The sequence below is a fragment of the Paenarthrobacter sp. 10N417 genome, assembly GCF_056394745.1.
Genome location: NZ_JBFTIL010000004.1, coordinates 139,690 through 157,882 on the forward strand (window position 1 = coordinate 139,690; position 18,193 = coordinate 157,882).

16 protein-coding genes are annotated in these 18,193 nt (G+C 61.6%); 11 read left to right on the forward strand and 5 right to left on the reverse strand.

Annotation, left to right across the window (positions count from 1 at the left end):
* Nucleotides 1-2: 2 nt before the first annotated feature.
* Nucleotides 3-533: a MarR family winged helix-turn-helix transcriptional regulator gene (locus AC1DCM_RS06615; RefSeq protein WP_477517730.1), complete on the reverse strand. Its 531-nt coding sequence runs from the start codon at nt 531-533 to the stop codon at nt 3-5.
* A gap of 494 nt (nt 534-1,027) precedes the next feature.
* On the opposite strand from AC1DCM_RS06615, the gene AC1DCM_RS06620 reads away from it, so the two are divergent.
* The 3 genes from AC1DCM_RS06620 to AC1DCM_RS06630 are packed head-to-tail and all read left to right on the forward strand — an operon-like array spanning nt 1,028 to nt 4,942.
* On the forward strand, nt 1,028-2,347 hold the full coding sequence (locus tag AC1DCM_RS06620; protein ID WP_477517731.1) for a hydantoinase/oxoprolinase N-terminal domain-containing protein: 1,320 nt from the start codon (nt 1,028-1,030) through the stop codon (nt 2,345-2,347).
* Entirely contained in the window at nt 2,344-3,426 is a 1,083-nt protein-coding gene (locus AC1DCM_RS06625) for a DUF917 domain-containing protein (protein WP_477517732.1), read from the forward strand. The genes AC1DCM_RS06620 and AC1DCM_RS06625 overlap by 4 nt, the downstream gene beginning before the upstream one ends.
* On the forward strand, nt 3,419-4,942 hold the full coding sequence (locus AC1DCM_RS06630) for a PucR family transcriptional regulator (RefSeq protein WP_477517733.1): 1,524 nt from the start codon (nt 3,419-3,421) through the stop codon (nt 4,940-4,942). Before AC1DCM_RS06625 ends, AC1DCM_RS06630 begins: the two co-directional genes overlap by 8 nt.
* 189 nt (nt 4,943-5,131) lie before the next feature.
* Here the strand turns inward: AC1DCM_RS06630 and AC1DCM_RS06635 are convergent, their stop codons facing one another.
* Together AC1DCM_RS06635 and AC1DCM_RS06640 are read right to left on the reverse strand one after the other, a co-directional pair.
* A complete protein-coding gene (locus tag AC1DCM_RS06635; protein ID WP_442005015.1) occupies nt 5,132-5,956 on the reverse strand; it encodes an aspartate/glutamate racemase family protein in 825 nt (274 codons plus the stop codon).
* Nucleotides 5,953-7,305, reverse strand: coding sequence for an MFS transporter (locus AC1DCM_RS06640; protein WP_477517734.1), 1,353 nt, complete (start codon nt 7,303-7,305; stop codon nt 5,953-5,955). Before AC1DCM_RS06640 ends, AC1DCM_RS06635 begins: the two co-directional genes overlap by 4 nt.
* A 432-nt stretch (nt 7,306-7,737) precedes the next feature.
* On the opposite strand from AC1DCM_RS06640, the gene AC1DCM_RS06645 reads away from it, so the two are divergent.
* The 8 genes from AC1DCM_RS06645 to AC1DCM_RS06680 all read left to right on the forward strand — a co-directional run bounded on the left by AC1DCM_RS06645 (nt 7,738) and on the right by AC1DCM_RS06680 (nt 15,305).
* The gene (locus tag AC1DCM_RS06645; RefSeq protein WP_477517735.1) at nt 7,738-9,789 is read left to right on the forward strand and encodes a hydantoinase/oxoprolinase family protein; all 2,052 of its coding nucleotides are present in this window, start codon (nt 7,738-7,740) and stop codon (nt 9,787-9,789) included.
* 12 nt (nt 9,790-9,801) lie between these two features.
* Nucleotides 9,802-11,475: a hydantoinase B/oxoprolinase family protein gene (locus AC1DCM_RS06650; RefSeq protein WP_477517736.1), complete on the forward strand. Its 1,674-nt coding sequence runs from the start codon at nt 9,802-9,804 to the stop codon at nt 11,473-11,475.
* Between the two features lie 45 nt (nt 11,476-11,520).
* The gene (locus AC1DCM_RS06655) at nt 11,521-11,976 is read left to right on the forward strand and encodes a GAF domain-containing protein (RefSeq protein WP_442005019.1); all 456 of its coding nucleotides are present in this window, start codon (nt 11,521-11,523) and stop codon (nt 11,974-11,976) included.
* 62 nt (nt 11,977-12,038) lie between these two features.
* Nucleotides 12,039-13,274, forward strand: coding sequence for a metal-dependent hydrolase family protein (locus tag AC1DCM_RS06660; protein WP_477517737.1), 1,236 nt, complete (start codon nt 12,039-12,041; stop codon nt 13,272-13,274).
* Nucleotides 13,275-13,491: 217 nt separating this feature from the next.
* Nucleotides 13,492-14,277, forward strand: a complete 786-nt coding sequence (locus AC1DCM_RS06665) for a glycoside hydrolase family 25 domain-containing protein (protein ID WP_477517822.1) — start codon at nt 13,492-13,494, stop codon at nt 14,275-14,277.
* 174 nt (nt 14,278-14,451) lie between these two features.
* Nucleotides 14,452-14,589, forward strand: a complete 138-nt coding sequence (locus tag AC1DCM_RS06670; protein ID WP_442015865.1) for a hypothetical protein — start codon at nt 14,452-14,454, stop codon at nt 14,587-14,589.
* 57 nt (nt 14,590-14,646) lie between these two features.
* Nucleotides 14,647-15,000, forward strand: a complete 354-nt coding sequence (locus AC1DCM_RS06675) for a type II toxin-antitoxin system RelE/ParE family toxin (RefSeq protein WP_477517738.1) — start codon at nt 14,647-14,649, stop codon at nt 14,998-15,000.
* A complete protein-coding gene (locus AC1DCM_RS06680) occupies nt 15,000-15,305 on the forward strand; it encodes a helix-turn-helix domain-containing protein (RefSeq protein WP_442005023.1) in 306 nt (101 codons plus the stop codon). Before AC1DCM_RS06675 ends, AC1DCM_RS06680 begins: the two co-directional genes overlap by 1 nt.
* 457 nt (nt 15,306-15,762) lie before the next feature.
* On the opposite strand, the gene AC1DCM_RS06685 is transcribed toward AC1DCM_RS06680, so the two are convergent.
* Both AC1DCM_RS06685 and AC1DCM_RS06690 read right to left on the reverse strand, forming a co-directional pair.
* The gene (locus tag AC1DCM_RS06685; RefSeq protein ID WP_442015863.1) at nt 15,763-15,864 is read right to left on the reverse strand and encodes an IS1/IS1595 family N-terminal zinc-binding domain-containing protein; all 102 of its coding nucleotides are present in this window, start codon (nt 15,862-15,864) and stop codon (nt 15,763-15,765) included.
* Between the two features lie 113 nt (nt 15,865-15,977).
* Nucleotides 15,978-18,095 carry an FUSC family protein gene (locus AC1DCM_RS06690; protein WP_442015862.1) on the reverse strand — a complete coding sequence of 706 codons (2,118 nt, stop codon included), beginning with the start codon at nt 18,093-18,095 and terminating at the stop codon, nt 15,978-15,980.
* Between the last annotated feature and the right edge of the window lie 98 nt (nt 18,096-18,193).

Sequence of the window (18,193 nt, forward strand, 5' to 3'; positions counted from 1 at the left end):
GTCTAGTTGGTTCGGGGAGTCGGATGGTGCAGCAACAGCTTGCGCAGCAGTTCGGCAAGGATCGAGGCTTCCGTTTCGGTGAGTCCCGCGGCCCAGGCATGCTCGCGCTGGTTGGTGATCTGGCAGAGATCGGCCACCATTTGCTCGCCGTCATCTGAAAGCTGCACTAGCGTCTTGCGCTTGTCTTTCGGATCCGGCGCTCGGGTCACGAGCCCGGACTTCTCCAATGTGTTGAGCAAGCTCGACATCGAAGCCGTTGAAACGCTGGACAGCCGGGCCAACTCGTTTGGGTTGACTTGGCCTACGGACCTAATGGTGAACAGCAGGCGGTAGCCGGCGAAACTGATGCCCATGGGACGGTGCACCGAGACTTCCATGTCTGTGGTCATACGGTTTGCGGCGCGGATGAGATTGAAGCACAGCGCCATGGCGGGAGAATCGACATCCGGGTACAGTTCAACGGCAGCGGCATGGGCGAGCGATTCATATTCGGAGGACCCGATGCGCTGCATCTTTGGGGCGTTAGTGCTCATAACGGAAGCACTCCTCGACGGTGGCGCATTCCACCACGGCTGCAGCAATCACATTTTCTCCAAGAAAACCAATGGGACGATAACTATTTGCTAGAAGTCTAGCTTAATAGTGCGAGCCGGGCTAGCTCTGACTGTGGGTAGTTCCATGCATAGACGTCTTCTGGAACCGCGCTCCCCGGGTACTAAGAGACGGGAATGAACGTCCTGCGCGGACGTCAATCCAACCCAAATTCATTGTCAACTCGATTTGCTAGATATCTAGCATGGTGGACAATGTCAGGCTGGGGAAATTCTTGGAACTCACGGAAGCGGAGTCAGAGGCAGCACACCAGTTGCTCAACGTCTCCGTAGGCTGAGGGAGCATGCGACGATGCTCTCTTCTGTGAACTTGGGGGAGACTTAGAGGACGACTAGTGGTGGACCGTACACACGTCGAAAATATTCACCACACGCCAGATACTCACCGTTGGTGGAGGCCAGGCAGGAACTGAACAATGAGAGTGGGACTGCGACTACAGGGAACCAGCTGCCGGAGCGTTGTGCTGGACGGGCGGACTGTAGTTTCCGCCGCTCGGGAGGTACACGCGGGCAGCTTGCAGGAAGCATTGGAATTGTCCCTGTCAGGGCTCCGTCGGGAGTTCAAGTCAGGCATCACGGAGATCACTGCCAACGTCGGGCGGGTCTTGGCGGAGCGGAAACTGGACGACGTCGTCGCCATCCGCATCTCGCCCCGTCCCCCTGCGGACGCCTTCCACATGACAGTGCTGCCACCCATTGTTGAGCCCGCAGTGACCCGGACGGTTCATGTCCGTGGTGGTCACGACCTGCGGGGGAGGCCTCTGGCCCGGTTGGGGATGGAGGGATTCCTGGCCGATCTCCCCGGCATCCTCTCCGGGGACGTACGGAACGTGGCGATCACTTCCGTCGGTTCGACGTCGTCACGGGACCATGAAACGCGCATAGCCGATGCCATCCTCAGCAACGACAGAGATATGCGGATCAGTATTTCCAGTGACTTCTATTCCAGTGTTTTCCGAGACCGGGACTACACCGCCATCCTCAATAGCGCCCTGATGCAGACGGGGGAAGAGCTGGCTGTCATGCTTGAGGAGGCAGGGCGGCGTCAGTTCCCGGCCGCTCTCCTGTCGTTTGCAAAGAACGACGGCGGCCGCGCACCTCTGTCACGGCTGGCCCTGACGCCTGTGCACGGGTTGCGCGCCGAGTCCGCGATGGGAATCCTTGGAGCGGCCACGTTGGCCGGGATCCCCGAAGGGGAAGTCATTCTCTGCATGGAAGCTGGGGCCACCGTGGGTCACATCCACGGAGGCCTGCCCTTCGCCAGAAGCCTCATTCGCCAAGGATTTGACGCAAGCCTCGCGAGCAACGCCGCCATTCTTGAGCCGTACACCGCCCACCATCCGGTTCGCGCAGACATTCCCTCCGTGATTGCCGACCTCCGCGGGCGCCAGGACACCGCTCTGCCCTTCGGGCTGGTGCCCACTCTGCCGGCGGCCCAGGACGCCGCGCTGGTAGGATCTGCCGCGGCGCCGCTGACAGCTTGGATCGACAGGCTCGAGACCGTCAGCGGCCGGGTTGACCTGAAACGCGTACAGAACCTCGCCGAAGACGACGCCCACTCAGCGGCGGTCCAGTTAGGCGCCAGCCCCGGGCAAACCCACATCATCGAATCGAACGTCTATGCCATGCCCTACGGCAACCCCGGAATCGTTCGAATCCGGGTCCAAGCGGCGGGAGAAACGTCCACCGACGAAGAACACATGCTGCCCACAGCCGCGCGGGGAGCCACCCCATGAGTACCGTACTCACTACGGAGGACGTCCGGAACCTGCGCACCGGGGCCCACTTCCTGACCTGCACCATCGATCCGACGGCGATCTACATCTACGCAGAAATGATCCAACGGGCGATGGAGAACCGGTCATTGGAACTCATCACGGTCGACGAACTTGCTCCCGACGATCTGGTGGTGGCGGTCGGAATGGTAACGCAGGGCCTTTTCATCGCCGACATGCCTCCCGTGGGCGATGAGTTCCTCGGCTGCATCCGTGCCATCGAGGCCAGTCTCGGCCGGTCGGTGCGGGCGATCTATTCGCTCGCTGCCGCAAACATCAACGGAATCGTCCCACTCATGGTTGGGCTGCAGTCTTCGCTGCCCGTCATCGATTCCGACCCCATGGGCCGCGTCTTCCCCTTGATCAGCCAAACGACGCTGAACATTGGAAACGTGGCGATCGGCCCTGTCGCGCTCATGGGGGTTACCGGGGAACGGGCGCTGGTTGAGGTCGAAAGCGCCCAGCGGGCCGAAACGCTGGTGCGTGCACTGGTGACCGAACTCGGCGGCTGGGCAGCCACCGCCATGTATCCGTGTTCCGCACACCAGCTGATGGAGCATGGCGTCCATGGCTCCATCAGCCGAATGATCCGGATCGGGCAAATCCTCGACGCGAGCACTCCCGTTGAGAGAAAGCTGTTGTTGCTCGCCGACCTCCTAGGGAGCACCCGCATCGCCCGTGCCCGCGTGAGTCATATCGAAAGCCTCTCCCGGCCCACAGATCTCGGCCTGCCGGCGCAGCCGTCCAGCCTAACGCTGGAAGACGAAGGGACCGGACGCATCGTCCGTCTTGAAATCCAGAATGAGATCCTGCTGGTCCTCGTAGACGGTGCGGTAACGGCAGCCGTCCCCGACATGGTGACGCTGCTCAATTCCGAGCAGGGCACGGTGGTCAACATCGACGACGTCCAGGTTGGCGACGTCATGGACATCCTGAAGATCACGGCAGCGCCGCAGTGGTACACGGAGGCGGGGCTTGATCTCACCGAGCCAAAGGCCTTCGGCATTCCGATGGTGCACCCAAGGCGGCGACATGCGTAGATCGAAAAATGAAACGCGGCTCGATGTCGCCGGCCTATTGGCGCATGGCTCCCTACGTGGCACCGCGCCGCTATATCTCACGCCATCGAGCGGGTTGATAGAAAGTGTTGTTCTCGTCTCCCAGCTTGAGGCAATCCGGCAGGTGCGGCCCAATACTCTGGTCGTCCTGTCCTCAGAGATGGGATCAGGGGGCTGGCTGGTCTCCGCAGCGCTCCGACAGGCCTGGGAGCGGAAGGCCAGCGCCGTCGTCGTGGCCGGCAGCGCCTATGCAAGCGCGGCGGTCGGACTGGCGGAACGGTTGGGCATCACCCTGTTGGCCACCGACGGGGACCCTGCAACGCTGGCACTGGCATTGGCGGCCGAGATAGGAGCGGCCCTGTCAGTGGTCGATGTGGAACTGGCCAGGGTCGCCCGGGCAGTCGCCCAGGACACCTCACTCGGTGATGTCCTCAAGACGATTTCCAAGGAGATGGACGGGGTTGGAGTTTCGCTGGAGTACGACGGCGTGGTGCTGGCCTCCGCCGGAATGCCTTCACGGGAGACTGACGAAGTCATCACCGTGGAAGTCGATGAGGCCAAAAGCGCCGTCCGTTTCACTCTCATGGCCCGCGTGCCGGCTTCTGGCGTCCACAACCTGCGGCTGGTGCACTCTATCCTTGAGGTGGCCACCCCCGCGGTGAAGGCCGCCTGGCTGTTGGAGGACCTATTCAGCTCTGCCCGGGCGGTTCCCACAGCAGCGATCGCCGGGTTGGATCAGGACCCCCAAGCGTCAGGCACGGGGTTCGAGGAAAAACACCGACAGCTGCTGAACCAGTTGGGCTGGCGCGAAGGGGAGCCGTACGTTGCCGTGTGGTTCCGCAGCGGGCAGGTCCAAGACCATCGGCCCGAGCTGACGGCCGTCTTGCGCCTGCTCTGGCGCAAGGTCGCACTACGCAGCCCATTGGCCGAGGTTCAAGGCGGTTGGCTGACTCTCGTACCGGCCGGGGATCAAGACCTCTCGACCCAGCTTGAAACCCGAATCAGGACACGTCTGGGGCCAGCTCTTGCAGAGCTTGGAATGGTGGCGGGACTGTCCCGATGGCAGGAGGATGCCCCGGCGCTGGCGTCGATAGTGCGTGAGGCGCGGCTGGCGGCTGAATCCGCCCGGTCAACGGGGCTTGGCACGGTTCTGGGCTTCGCCAGTCTCGGGGTGGTCGCCGCCACGACGTTCGTCGACATGGACGCCGTCGCGCTCGTGGCTGAACTAACGCTGCCGCGACTGATGACCTCCCCTGACCGCGACGTGATCATAACCGCGCTGGCGTCCTTCCTCGATCACCGCGGCTCTGTCAGCCTGGCAGCGAAGTCCCTCAACCTGCACCGGAACACCCTCCAGGCCAGGCTTAACCGGGCAAGGGAACTCGGTGTCCCGCTTGATATCCCCTCTGAGCTGTTGTCCGTCCACCTCATCGCCAAAGTGCTGCAGCGATCCATGCCAGACAAGACGACTTCCGAAGACCCCGTCGAAAACCAGTAAGGACTCCGCTGAGTTTCCAGTTTTGATTCCTTCAATTGCTGGCGAACCCCCGAGGAGACCCTCGCCTGCGTCGACCGGGGGATGTCAAGGCAAGCGAGGGTCTCGGGTTACCTCCGCCCAAAGATGCTGTAGGGGGTGGAGGGGCTCGGTGACGCGGCGGCAATCGGCGTGACGAGCAGTGCAATGTATTTACACGGACACTGCGGTCATTGACACCATGTGCTGTGGCTCGAGAGCCGGGAAGAACCGCTGGCGTTCCTGGGCCGTGGGCCCGTCGTAGCCCAGGCGCTTGCTGTGCGTCCAACCGAACCGACGGACCGAGTCGACGAGCTGCTCGGCATGTTTGAGCGGGGCCACAGTCGCGTCGATCACGGGTACGCCAATTTCCTCCTGAACCGTTCGGAAGAATCCGAATTCGGCCGTGCAGCCGAGGATAACGACGTCTGCGCCGTCCTGCTCCACCGCCTTGCGGGCTTCGGTCATGATCCGCTTCTCCGTGAGTACCGGGTCCGCTTGGAAGTCATCGACGCCCATCTCAAGCACGCCCCATGAAGCAAGACGCTCTGATGCGCCGCAACGATGGACGTTCTCGGCCATCTCGGGAATCCACTTTTTCCGGCCGACGAGGATGGAAAATCGCTCTCCCAGACTGCCGGCGATGCTTAGGGCCGAGTGCGCCGGGCCCACCACCACCATGCGATCGGTGATTTCACGTGCTGCCCGCAGCGCCGGGTCGTAAAAACAACCGATGACGGCGGCGTCATAGCCTTCTTCTTCCGCCCACCGCACCGTGCGCAACAGCTGTGGAAGCATGAGTGCTTCGAAAGCGTTGTATTCCACATGGGAGGGGCCCTCTCCCTCGAGGGAGACGACGTCAACCTCGGTGCCGGGACGGACTATCTGGCGGAAGGATTCCGCCATCGCCCGGTTGTACACGTCGGTGTAGAGCGGGTTGATCCATAGGATTCGGACGTTCTGCGAGAGAGCGTCGAGATTGTCGGTGGGGGTGATCATTCCAATTCACTTCCTTCGGTTTCGGGCAAGAACAGGCCAAGGACGACTGTGGCAAACAAGAACATGTTGATAAACAGAATTGTCGAGGTAGCTCCGGTGGCGGATGCCAGGAGGAAACCGACAAGACTTGGTGCGACCGTATTTGCGACTCGCTGACCGAAAATCCCGAACCCGTAACCGGAGCCACGAAGCGCGGAGGGATAAAGCTCGCCCATCCACGTGTCCCAGACACCCCAGGCTCCCAGGGCGAAGAACGCCAGAGAGAACATGCCGATATACATCTCGGTCTCGGTCGAGGCTGTTCCGAAGAAGAAACCCCCGGCAGCCGCCGCGAGGACGTAGATCGTGAATATCCATTTACGGCCAAAGCGTCCGGTCAGGTAGGACGCCGTCATGTATCCGGGGATCATGAGGACGGCGCTTAGGGCGATGAAGGAAAAGCTTGATGAGGCGCTCAGTCCTCGCCCTTCAAGCAATGTTGGCATCCACGATTGAAGTCCCCAGTAGCCCCAGGAGAAGGTGAAGTTGATGAGGACCTGAATGATCGTGATCCGGCCCATTCGTTTTTTGAAGAGGCCCCAAATGGACTGCTTCTCGTCCTCCGCCACGGTGAAAATGGTGCCGCGGGAGATGCTGGCTGCCCCCAGACGGTCAAGGACATCATGCGCGTCTTCGTTCCGCCCCCGCCTCGCGAGCCAGTACGGGGATTCTGGAACCACCTTGTACAGAACGATGCCCCACAGGCTCGCAAGTGCGCTAACGGCAATGACCCAGCGCCAGCCGTGCCCTCCGATCAGAGCAGCGGTGCCGAGGGCGGCCAGGATACCAATCGGCCACCCTGCAGCAAGATAGACCGTCGCCCTTCCGCGGACCTTAACCGGGAGCAGTTCTTCAAAATAGGGGAAAGTCACGGTGAAGACGCCGGAGAACAACAGCCCGGAGAGGAAGCGAGCCACCGAGAGGGTCTCAAAGTTTGGTGCGAAGCAACTCAGCAGGGTGAAGACACCATAACCGGCGAAGCTCCAGGCGCACGTGGCTTTCCGCCCGATCCGGTCAGAGATGGGCCCCCAAATCAGCGACCCTGGGATCATACCCAGGAAGAGTGCCGAGATGGCGATTCCTACCTCCGTCATGCCGACCTGCAGGCTGGTAGCCAGATCACCAGCAACATAGGTGAGCATGAGCATTTCCCAGGCTTCGATTGCGAAGGCGAAGAAGAGGACCGCGCAGATCTTCAAGTGGATGGACCCGAAAGGCATGTCGCGGAACGCGTGCCCTACGGCCATGGAGCGAGGTGGGCTCGCCGTCCCGGGCGCTTGCCCTGAAATGAGTGGGTCGATACTGGACATGTCTTGACCTCCGATATTTTGGACGGGATAAGAAGTACACGCAGTGATTCTGTGCACGGAGAACAGTCCGGATATCAAGGAAGTCACCTCGGAGCAGCTCATCCAAGCCTCCACTCGGAGCAGGCCGTCCTAGCCTCCGGCCGAGTGATTGCAATCACAGTACAAACGAGGGGCGCTCAGGCAGTGTTCACTTTGCACTTTTTTGATTCGCCCGTTTGGGCGTAAAGCACTGCCCTTCTCAACGGGCACCGCTCAGTCGAGGTGGAAGAGGCTTGTTGCGGATCTGAGCAGGGCGTACCTGCCAAGCGCCTTTATGCACTCTGCCCGTTCAGCCATAGCCAAATCATGCAGTATGCCCACCTGACTGGTGGGCTGCATATGTACCGTGATCTCTCACACACCGTTCCATTCCAGAACCATGAGGAGAAACACATGCCGAACTACAGGGTGTCGATGGATATCGGCGGAACCTTTACGGACATTGTGGCGTACGACCAGGACGCCGGAACCTACGCGGCTACGAAAGCGTCCACCACGCCGGGGAACTTGAGTGCCGGAGTAATCTCAGGCCTCGAATCCATAGTTGATGATCTATCGGACATCGATTTCCTGGTGCACGGCACTACCCAGGGCCTGAATGCCTTCCTGGAACGTCGGGGGGTTCCCGTGCTACTGCTGGCCACGGCCGGCATCGAAGATACCTATCACATTGCCCGTGGCCCCCGTCTTGAGCTCTACAATGCCCAGTACCGCAAGCCTGCCCCGCTGGTCGAGCGCAAGGACGTCATCGGCGTCGGTGGCAGGCTGGACAGTCAAGGCCAGGAACTCGTGCCCTTGGACGAACTGGCAGTCCGCCAGGCCGCACGCCGGGCAGTGGAGGAGGGCTACGGCGCCGTCGCCGTTGCATTCCTGTTCAGCTACAAGAACCCCTCACACGAACTCAGGGCCCGCGAAATCCTGATCGAGGAACTCGGCGAAGACTTCACAGTCTCCCTTTCGCACGAAGCAGCCAAGGAATGGCGCGAATACGAACGCACGTCTTCCGCCGTCGTCGAGGCCTACACGGGACCGGTGGTACGCAACTACCTCCTGGACTTGGAAGAAAAACTCGCTGACCGGGGAGTGGAAGCCCCGCTGCACATCATGCAGTCCTCGGGAGGTGTGCTCACGGCCGAGTCCGCCCGTAAGCGTCCTCTGCAGACACTGCTTTCGGGCCCGGTCGGCGGTGCCATGGGCGATGTCGAACTGGCGGGTGTCTCGGGAAACCGCAATCTCATCGGCGTGGACATGGGCGGCACATCCTTTGACGTTTCCTTGGTGGTTGACGGCAAACCGGATGTCTCCACGGAGGCCCACCTTGAAGGTCTGCCCATGCTCATGAGCGTTGTCAACATCCACACCGTCGGCGCTGGTGGCGGTTCCGTCGCTTGGCTCGAAGCCGGCGGCCTGCGTGTCGGACCGCGTTCTGCAGGAGCAAACCCCGGACCGGCCTGCTACGGCCGCGGCGGGACGGAACCCACCGTTACCGACGCCAACCTGGTGCTCGGCAGAGTCGACCCCGACTGGTTCGCCGGCGGACAAGTCGCCTTGGACCGTGAAGCCGCGATAACAGCCCTGAAAACAGTAGGTGACCAGCTCGGCCTGGACCCCATCGCCATGGCCGAAGGCATCTGCGACGTCGCCAACTCCCAGATGGCGCAGGCCATCCGAACCATTACCATCTCCCGGGGTATCGAACCCCGCGACTTCTCCCTCGTGGCCTTCGGTGGAGCCGGACCCATGCACGCCGTCTTCCTCGCTAAAGAACTTGGCATCCCGGAAACGATCGTTCCGCGCTTCCCGGGCGCTTTCTCGGCCTGGGGCATGCTGCAAACCAACATCCGTAAGGACTTTTCCGAGCCCTACTTCTACCTCGACGAAGACATCGATGTGGCAGACATGGCCGGCATCCTGCGCTCGATGGAGGTCGAGGGCCTGTCGTCACTGGTCTCGGAAGGGGTCCCGGAGGAAAGCCGCGCCACGACGGCGTCCGTGGACGTCCGTTATCAATCGCAGGAGTTCTCCCTCAACGTTCCGCTGACATCCGCTGACGAACCCGAGTCTCCCGACTTCGTCGCAAACCTCGCTGTTCGCTTTTCCGCGATGTATCACGAGCGCTACGGCCACTCCAACCTCGGCGCCCCGATCGAAATCGTCACGCTGCGGACGCAGGCCGTCGGTGACCTTGGACGATTGGAAGCTCCCAGTCACGTCACTGCACAGGGCCCGGAGTTCAAGCACGAAATCCGCCGTGTGGTCTTTGACCACGTCGAGCACAACACCGTCGTGGTCCGCCGGGACGACCTCGGCGCCGGCCACACATTCGAAGGGCCCGCCATCATCGTGGAGCAGACCGCCACCACCGTGGTTCCCCCCGGGTTCAACGTCAAGGTCGACGAGTTCGGCTCACTAATCATCCGCTCAGAAGATGTCGAAGGAAACTGAGGTACCAAAAAAATGACACTTGAAGCAGTCAAAACCCTGGATCCCGTCACCGTGGAAATCATCCGCAACGCTCTCACCAGCGCAGCCGATGACATGAACGCCACACTGATCCGTTCCGCCTACTCACCCATCCTCTATGAGGGCGGGGACTGCGTCGTGGCCCTCCTGGACACCGAACACCGCGTGCTCGGACAGTCCGCTGGCCTGCCGCTGTTCCTCGGCAACCTCGAAACCTGTTCGATCGCTGTGGAGGAGATGTATGGCCGCGCGGTCTGGCAGGAGGGAGACATCTGGATCCTCAACGACTCATACCTGGGCGGCACCCACCTGAACGATGTGACCCTTTTTGCTCCTATTTTCGACGAAGGCGCAGTGGTCGGATTCGCGGCCACGCGTGCTCACTGGATGGACATGGGATCCAAAGATGTGGGCGGCTCGATGGACTCGACGGATATCTTCCAGGAAGGCTTCAGGATGGGGCCTGTGAAGCTGGTCGAAGCCGGAATCGAGACTTCGGTTGTGGAGCTGATCCGGACCAACGTGCGTTTCCCCTACCAGACCATTGGTGACATGCACGCGATGATCGCAGCTCTTCGGATGGGGACCACCCGGATGAAGGAGCTCGTGGGCAGGTACGGAATGGAGCAGCTGGATGCCGCCAGGGATGAGATCTTCCGCCAAACGGAGGAAATTGAGCGTGCGACGGTCCGCAATATCCCGGACGGGGTTTACGAAGCCGAGGGTTTCCTGGACAACGACGGCATCAATCTGGACACTCCCATTTCGATCAAGCTGCGGATCACTGTAGCCGGCGACACCGTTGACTTCGACGTCACCGGATCGGCGGACCAGACCACGGGGCCGGTTAACTGTGGTGCCGCCCAGGCTGTCTCGGCACTGCGCGTGGGCTACAAACTCCTTGTCAGCCCCGAGTCCAACTCCAACGGCGGTTCCTTCCGGCCAATGACCACGCAGGTTCGGTCCGGCTCAGTGCTCGGCGCCGTGACGCCAGCTCCATGCCAGTGGTACTTCTCCCACCTTGGGCTGCTGATCGACCTCGTCTCAAAGGCAATGGCCCCTGCCATGCCGGACCGCGTCGCCAGCGCCAGCCACGGCGACTCAATGATCATCACCGCTGCCGGTTTCGACGCCCGCTTCGGCCGGAACTTCGTCACAATGGAGGCAACTCTGGGCGGCTGGGGTGCCTGGCAGGGCACGGATGGGGAATCAGCCATGATCAACAACGTCAACGGCTCCCTCAAGGACCTTCCCATCGAGATGCTGGAAACGCGCTACCCGTTCCGGATCAACGAGTACTCCATCCGCCCCAACTCCGGGGGCCCCGGACAGTACCGCGGCGGCAACGGCGTGGTACGCGAATACGAATTCCTGGCCGACTGCGTGGTCGGACTCTGGTTCGAACGGTCAAAGACCCCCGCCTGGGGGCTCTTCGGCGGATCAGACGCCCAGGGCCCGGAAGTTGTGATCAACCCCGGCCGCGCTGATGAGATCCGCACGCTGAAGGCGAACGCCCACAAGATCAAAGCCGGCGACGTCGTCCGCCTCGCCGTGGGAGGGGGCGGCGGCTTCGGAGACGTCTCCAAGCGCTCCCGCGAAGACATCACCCATGACATCGTCAACGGCTTCATCACCGAGGACTTCGCCAAGACGCACTACGGCTACTAAGCAACGCCAGTGGATGGGTTCCCATCAAGAGAAAGAAGGGACTTTATGAGTTCTCAGTTTGAATCCTTTGACGACGTGTACGCCCACGCCCGGGAAGCAGTCGGCGTCACGCTCTTTACCGCCTCCGTCATTGCCGATAATGGCGCCAGTATGGCCCGCGTCTACACCACACATCCGGATGTCTATCCGGTGGGCGGGAGGAAGACCCTTGCGGGGGACACGAACCGGCTGTGGCTGGAGCAGGTGATCAATGGACAGCAGCCGTTCCTGGGGGCGGACAAGGAAGCGGTCCGCACGTTCTTCTTTGATTCGGCAACCATCGAGTCACTGGGTTGCGGCGCTATTGTCAACGTTCCGGTCGTGAGCAACGGCCAGACTATCGGATCGATGAATTTCCTCGGCCCTGACGGCACTTATGACCAGAGTTCGGTGGACGCAGCCTTGGAGGTCGCAAGGCGGTCTGTCCATCTGCTCGAAGAAGCCCTTACCACCGCCAACTAGCTCCTTCGCGGGCGGGCACCATTGGGGGCCCGCCCGCGAAGGCAATACGAAGGGAACAACACGTGACCACTTCCGGAATTCTGACAGTACGGAACGCCCTGATCTTCGACGGCGAATCACCTGACCTGTTTGAGGGCTCTATCAGCATCCGGGACGGCCGGATTACAGCCATAGGGCGGGAGGTGGATGAGACCGATGTCGTCCTTGACGCTGGCGGCCGAACCGTGATTCCAGGACTTATCGATGCGCATTTTCATGCCTACGCCCTTAGCCTGACGTCCGCCAGGAACGAGACGGGTCCACTGAGCTATTCCGCACTTGCCGGCGCAAGGCGCCTCGCGGCTGCACTGCTCCGCGGCTTCACTGCGGTTCGTGACGTTGCCGGTGGGGATGTTGGCCTTGCCAACGCCATCGAGGAGGGTCTGTACCCCGGGCCACGCTACTTCTTCACGGGCCCGGCGCTAAGCCAAACAGGCGGCCACGGCGATATCCGGGCCGCGAACGACGGGGGATGTTTCCATGGCGGGCACATGTGCGAAGTGGTAGATGGCGTCGATGACCTGCTGCAGGCCGTGCGTCATCGATTCCGCACAGGTGCGTCCGCCATAAAGCTCATGACTTCAGGAGGGGTCGTTTCCCCGGTCGATCCGATTCGGATTCCGCAGTACAGTGCGGAGGAAATCCGCACTGTCACGGAGGAGGCTTCCCGCCGGGGCAGCTACGCCACGGCTCACGCCTACTCGCCCGAGGCCATCCGCCATTCAGTACTTAACGGGGTTCGCTGCATCGAACACGGTAACCTGCTGGATGCGGAAACCGCCCGGTTGATGGCCGACAACGACGTCTATCTGGTCCCCACCTTGGTGACCTACGAGGCCATGGACCGGCGTGGAGAGGAAGTCGGCCTCACCAAAGTGGGAGCGGAAAAGAACCGGGAAGTGCTGGAGGCCGGGAGGAACGCCGTGGCACTGGCCCGAGATGCCGGGGTCCGGATTGGGTTTGGAACAGACCTCATGGGTGAGCTGGAGGATGAGCAACTGGCCGGACTCCGCCTGCAGTGTGAAGTTCTTGGCGTCTACGCCGCACTCCGGTCGGCAACATCAACCAACGCGGCCTTGCTTCGGCGTGGTGACCTTGGACGCATTGCCCAGGGGTCCTGCGCAGACTTGGTGGTGCTGGACGGTAATCCCTTCCACGAACCCTCGGTCCTCTGGGACGAAAGCAGGACGCGTACCGTCATTAAGGACGGGCAGATCATCTCCGCCGGTGCCCTTTGGGCCGCGGCGGACATGCCGTGAGCAACCGATCCATATTCATGGCCTCCGGAGCGTTGCGGCTCAAGACATCATCGGCTGAGCATGTCGAGATCGACGAGTTTGCCAATAAGGTTCCTTCCGTCACGCTAGCGAGTCAACCCGCCTTACCTTGACGCGTGCTGGCGGGAGTCTCATGCTTGGTACCTGATTGCATAGAGCCGAAATGGGGCCGACTGTGAACATCACCCGCACCACGCCGATGCTAATCCGGTTTCGTTATCCGATGGCCGCCTTTGCAGCCATGCTGTTGATGCTCGTCGGCGTCCCTGCGGAGGCCGCGACACCCCCCGAAACAGGCAATGACGTCTCATGGCCGCAGTGCGGCAAGGCGCTGCCTAAAGGCCAGACCTTTGGAATTGTTGGCGTCAACAATGGCACCGCCAACACGACCAATCCCTGCCTCGCGACCGAGCTGTCCTGGGCCGGTTCATCGACTGGCGTTACCGCGCAACCCAAGGTCGCGCTCTACGTAAATACTGCCAATCCGGGATCGGCCGGCTCCTGGTGGCCCACAAGCAATACTTATGGCGGAACTACTGTGAGCAACCCCTACGGCCAGTGCACGAGCGGATCTTTTGGGGCTGCCTGCTCGTATATGTATGGGTATGCCAAAGCATATGACGATGCAAACATCCGAGGCGTGAGCACTCCGGGCTCATACATGTGGTGGCTCGACGTCGAAACGGGCAACAGCTGGTCCGCCGACAAGGCTTCCAACCGTGCGGATCTGGAAGGAATGGTGGCCTATTTCGCAGACATCGGTGCAACGACCGGAATCTACTCCACCACCAGCCAGTGGTCGCAAATAGTGGGCACAGTTCCGCCGTCAAGCTCGCTTTACACGGCCAGAAGCTGGCTAGCCGGCGCGAGTTCGCTGACGTCAGCCAAACGTATGTGCGCCGCTGCGCCACTGACCGGAGGAGGCAAAGTCACCCTTACCCAGTATGTCTCTCGTGGCTTCGACTATGACTACTCCTGCGTCTGAATCCGGAAAACCTCGCCGGTTCCGCCTCCAGCGGCCGGTGTGAACTGCCTCGAACAGGGAATGCCGGCATGGCCGCGGCAGGGGGATCTCCCGCTTAAGGCGACGTGACCTTATACCCAGCAACTAACCGATGGTGCGATGGCGGCCGTTTTCAAAGGAGAACCCGGAGACTCCATGGCGGAGGAACAGCATGAGGATCTGCTGACTCAGGCGCAGCTGCTGGATGAGATCAGCCAGTCGGTGATCGGGATGGACAGCCACTGGCGGATCACTTACTGGAACCGCGCCTCTGAGTGCACGTCCAGCAAGTGACGCTCCACACGATATAGCTCTTGAGTTGTAGAACGCCTGAGTTGTACCATGGGTTCGATGTGGAATGTTGACGTGGGACTCGTTGAGACGTGGCTGTTAGATCTTGACCAAGACTCGTATGAGCAGATAGTTGCCGCATTGGAGCTTCTCGCTGAGCGCGGACCTCAACTTGGTCGACCGTTGGTCGACACAGTGGTTCGTTCACGGCACAAGAACATGAAGGAGCTGCGGCCGGGATCCAGCGGGCGTTCGGAACTGCGAATCCTGTTTGCCTTTGATCCAGAGCGGCGGGCGATCCTGCTTGTCGCTGGGGACAAAGCGGGCAACTGGAGCAAGTGGTACAGGACGAACATTCCGGTTGCTGATGACCTGTTCGATTATCATATGAGGATTCTGAAAGGAGGCGCATAATGGCGAAGTCCATGGAGGAACTACTGGCAAAGCGTCCCGTTGACCGGGCAGCTGTGAATGCCCACAAGAAGCGCATGCTCGATGAGGTACGGGCCTACCGGCTTCGGGAGCTCCGCGAGGCCTCTGACCTGACACAGGTCGAGCTGGCCGACCGCCTGCACGTCAGCCAGAACAGGGTGTCCCGCATCGAGCACGGTGACATTGATCGCGCCCAGGTCGACACTTTGCGAAAGTACGTCGAGGCCTTGGGCGGCCGGCTGCGTGTCGAGGTTGAGCTAGGCGATGAACGAATCCAGATAGCATAACGAAAGCGACTCGAAGACGGCTCCGCCTTGACGGGTCCTGCCCGTGCCGGCCCGCGAGGTGGGAAATGCGGGAGCAGGAGGTGCCTAATTTCTGTACCTTGGGCTCCGGGTTCTCTCATGCTGCTGTCGGACGGGCCCCGGCTCCATATGTTTCCTGTTGCTACATCTCCAGGCGTGCGCTTTACCTAAACCTCCAGCATTCAGCCGCATTGGACCAAGTTCGGGTTGCGCGTCCCGGTCCACCAGTGTTGATTTCCGTTGGGCGTGCACGAGGCACCGCTGAACCGCGGTCTCACTCCAGCACTCGGACAGGGCCGCCATGATCCCGGAGCCGCCACCGGTGACCACGATGGTCGGGGAGGGGAGCCGGGCGAGCAGGGCAGGTCATGCGGCCTCTTTCTCGGTATTGCACCACTGCCAGCCCAGAAACGCATCCAATTCAGCCCGGCGGCTTACATCAGGACTCACCAGGGCGGCCCACCCCGCACTCCAGGCACCGGTAACGGTGCTTACCGGCACCGGTTTTCCCGTTCCGAACCATCCCGCAGCCACAAATCAAGCATTCCAGAGATGTGCAAGCACCCCAGCTACCCTAAGCTTCAAAAGCTTAGCTACTCCGGATTTTCCGCGCGATCACTGGAAAGCAAGCTCGTCCCATACACACGTTTTGTCCTATAACCCCTGCCCGTCAGCTGGACACAGCGGCGTCGCCGGGGTCATTGGCATCAGGGTGGTGCCAATGGTCTGCAGGGCAGCGTCCAGACGTTCAGCATGCAGCAGCAGCCGTTGGCTAGGAGATATGCGCTTCCTGGGCAGGCCCGACTCGTCGGCGAGCAGTGACAGGGTGATCGTGGAGGCACTTCCAACGCGGTTCGGCGTCGAACTTCCAAATTCATCGAGTTGTCTGGTCAAACATTCGACAGTGCTTGAGATGCTCCGCTCTGCGCTCCCCAGTCGGGCAACCTGTGGGACGTCCGAAACCCGCTCGACCAAGGCCGCGAGGCTTCGGGCGTGGTACCCACAAGCATCCAAGAGTCCGATCAGGGCGCGGGCACGGGCCCGCCGTCGGCGTTGCGGATTGGCCGGGTGGGCAATCGGCAGGCAGGACCTGCGGAAGGCCTCCAGCGTTTGATCGAGTTCCCGCAGATCCTGGGACAGCCCCCGGGCAAGGTGCCTGTCGTCGAGGCTGCCAATGGCGTGACGGGTGACGCGGCGGAGTGCGCGCATAAGCTCGACCAAGCGGTCGTTGCTCACTCGTTGAGCACTGATAGGCAGGATAAGGACCGCAGCGATTACCCCGCAGGCGACGCCGAGCGCTGTCTCCTCGATGCGCAGCACGAGCAAACTAATCGTGAAGGTATGGAGGAGCGAAATGAGCACGCTAAGCGCGCCGGTGATGAAGAAGGTCACAGCCCAGTAGGCGGCCGGAGGCGTGTAGAACATCCCGAAGAGGCACAGCAGGAGCAGGCACAGCCCGCTGGAAGAGCTACCGCTGGACAGGACCGCGAGCCAGAAGCCGAACACCACGCCCAGGATTGTGCCAGCCAATCGCCTGGCGCCTTGAAGGAGGATCTCCCCGGTGCTCTCCACCCTGATGAAGACCACCCAAACTGTGGCGACGGACCAGTACCATAAATCCGGTGAGAGCAAGGTTCCACCGGCTCCGGCGAGTGCAGTAGCCGCCGCGAGCTGGAACGATTGACGGGTGGTTCGACCCTCTGCGCGGGCTCGCCGCGGCTTGCCGGTAGCCCCCGCTGCGGCAGCATCTGGTGCCGAGTGATGGCCGAACACCATCAGAGCCAGCTCGCCTACTCCCTGATAGCTGTGTTGCAGTTCCGGAGGGGCGAATGCCGGCGGATGCGCCGAATAGTCCAGCAGCCGTTCGCGTACTCCTCCGTATGAGGCTTCATCGGAGTTCACCAAGCAGTCATACAGGGCCCGTATCTCGCGAACCAGATGCTCGCGGGTGTGGGCTTGCCCATCGCTGGGCAGCTGGGGCATACGCGTCAAGCGCATTGCAAGAACGGCAAGCCGGCGCGCAGCGCTTTCGGTACGTGCGATCCTCAACTGCGTGTCAGCGGTGGCTTTATCCACGTGGCATCGGTCCATGACGTCTTCAATCAGCAGCGCGCACACGTGCAGGCGGTTGATGGTGCGTTCCAATGCCCGAACTCTCCGTGTATCGTCGCGCCGCGTTTCCAGGAGCTCGATCGTCGCTTCCAGCACAGAGCGCAGACGGCTGTCGAACGCCTGCTGCAGGCGTCGCAGAATGCTTTGAACCCTGGTCGGAACGAGCGCGAAGCGCGCCAGGGCGTCAGCCGTGATGGCCATGCCGAGAGCCCCTGCCAGTTCCGGTAACTGTCCGGGCGCTGCCTTGGTGACCTGCGCCAGAAAGAGCATCATGACGCCGAAGATTCCCAGTCCCAGTCCGCGCGGGCCGAATTTGCGAGCATAGGCGGCCACAAAGATCAGCAGTGGAAAGACCACAGCCGCCGCGGCGGGACTAGGTGCCAGCAGCGTTCCAGCTGTGAGGCCGCCGAAAGAGGTGATCAGACCGCCCAGCAGGGTGAGCATCTGGTCACGGGCGCTGACGTCGCTGGTGGCGAGCGAGGCGACCATGGCGCTGAATCCACCAGTCACTACCACCTGGACAGGCTGCGCCAGAGCAGTCAGCATACCCAGCGTAAGGAGGACTGCCAGAGTTACCCGGAGAGCAGAGACCAGGCGCAGTAACCCGGGGTCGGAAGCTAGGAACCGGCCCCACAAGGCCGCTGCCGATCTTTCCCGCACGGTCGTCGCCCCTTTCATTGGCGACGGCGACCCTGCCGCCGTCGAGCCGGTCATGGTTTCGATCGGCCTCTGACAATTCTGGTCTGCCTAGCGCGCGG

Coding starts and splice junctions, on each gene's coding strand:
- AC1DCM_RS06615 (WP_477517730.1), bottom strand. CDS start 533: ATGAGCACTAACGCCCCAAAGATGCAGCGCATCGGGTCCTCCGAATAT.
- AC1DCM_RS06620 (WP_477517731.1), top strand. CDS start 1,028: ATGAGAGTGGGACTGCGACTACAGGGAACCAGCTGCCGGAGCGTTGTG.
- AC1DCM_RS06625 (WP_477517732.1), top strand. CDS start 2,344: ATGAGTACCGTACTCACTACGGAGGACGTCCGGAACCTGCGCACCGGG.
- AC1DCM_RS06630 (WP_477517733.1), top strand. CDS start 3,419: ATGCGTAGATCGAAAAATGAAACGCGGCTCGATGTCGCCGGCCTATTG.
- AC1DCM_RS06635 (WP_442005015.1), bottom strand. CDS start 5,956: ATGATCACCCCCACCGACAATCTCGACGCTCTCTCGCAGAACGTCCGA.
- AC1DCM_RS06640 (WP_477517734.1), bottom strand. CDS start 7,305: ATGTCCAGTATCGACCCACTCATTTCAGGGCAAGCGCCCGGGACGGCG.
- AC1DCM_RS06645 (WP_477517735.1), top strand. CDS start 7,738: ATGCCGAACTACAGGGTGTCGATGGATATCGGCGGAACCTTTACGGAC.
- AC1DCM_RS06650 (WP_477517736.1), top strand. CDS start 9,802: ATGACACTTGAAGCAGTCAAAACCCTGGATCCCGTCACCGTGGAAATC.
- AC1DCM_RS06655 (WP_442005019.1), top strand. CDS start 11,521: ATGAGTTCTCAGTTTGAATCCTTTGACGACGTGTACGCCCACGCCCGG.
- AC1DCM_RS06665 (WP_477517822.1), top strand. CDS start 13,492: ATGCTAATCCGGTTTCGTTATCCGATGGCCGCCTTTGCAGCCATGCTG.
- AC1DCM_RS06670 (WP_442015865.1), top strand. CDS start 14,452: ATGGCGGAGGAACAGCATGAGGATCTGCTGACTCAGGCGCAGCTGCTG.
- AC1DCM_RS06675 (WP_477517738.1), top strand. CDS start 14,647: ATGTGGAATGTTGACGTGGGACTCGTTGAGACGTGGCTGTTAGATCTT.
- AC1DCM_RS06680 (WP_442005023.1), top strand. CDS start 15,000: ATGGCGAAGTCCATGGAGGAACTACTGGCAAAGCGTCCCGTTGACCGG.